General features: G+C 67.7%; 2 pseudogenes. Both read right to left on the reverse strand.

The features are described from left to right. A pseudogene (locus AC2CJA_RS26955) lies at positions 1–405 on the reverse strand (transposase); the annotation flags it as partial. Between the two features lie 331 nt (positions 406–736). Next, positions 737–826 (reverse strand): annotated as a pseudogene (locus AC2CJA_RS26960) (IS5/IS1182 family transposase); the annotation flags it as partial.

Here is an 826-nt window from a genome sequence, read left to right on the forward strand (position 1 = left end):
AACGCCTTGTGTTTCTGGCTGAACCACAGGTCGTTGCCGTTGTCGCGGACACCGGCCAGGCGGTCCGTCTCGATGAGTGTGCCGTCGAGGATGACGTGACTCATGCCGTCGTGCCGGCAGCGGTGAAGGACCTCGTGCAGGTCCGGGGCCTGTTCGGCCAGGACGTCGATGCCTTCGTGCGGGTATCGGTAGCCGGTGGCCTGGGAGACGCCCGCGTCGCGGGCCAGGCAGTGCACGCAGCCGCGTTCGCGGAACCAGCGCAGCACCAGTACGGCCTGGCGGAACGGGCCCAGCGCCCGGCTGCCGCGCGGAGTGCCGATGCGCCGCCGGTGCGCGGCCCAGGAGACGGGACAGGTGGTCCACGACGTGGCGGGGAACGTCGAGCGTGGCAACATGGGGGACCAACGTGAAGCCTCTGGTGGTTGCGGACATGATCTTGTGGTGAGACCTGTCCTACCAGGGGCTTTACGTCTGCCCACGGCCGGGGCAGGGATTGCCCGGCCTGCTCACGCAGGGAGCGGTTCACGCCGCTTCGCATAGATCATTTCACTGAGAAAACGTCAGTGATCTGGTGGGGGCGCGCGGCACTTGTCGCCGTCGGCGCAGGAGGCGTTGCGGTTGCGGGCGGTGGCCGCGCTGGTCGAGGGCCGGAGCCGTGAGGATGTCGCGGCGGTGTTCAAGGTCTCGCTCAAGGCGGTGGATGGCTGGTGGGCAAAGTGAAGATTTTTCATCTTGATCAGTTGGCGAGTTCGAGGGCGACGACGGCTCGGACGATGGCGGTGATCCGGGTGGTGCCGCAGCGGAGCTTCCGCAGGAGCCGCCAGCC

The organism is Streptomyces sp. ATLC9, assembly GCF_057196705.1.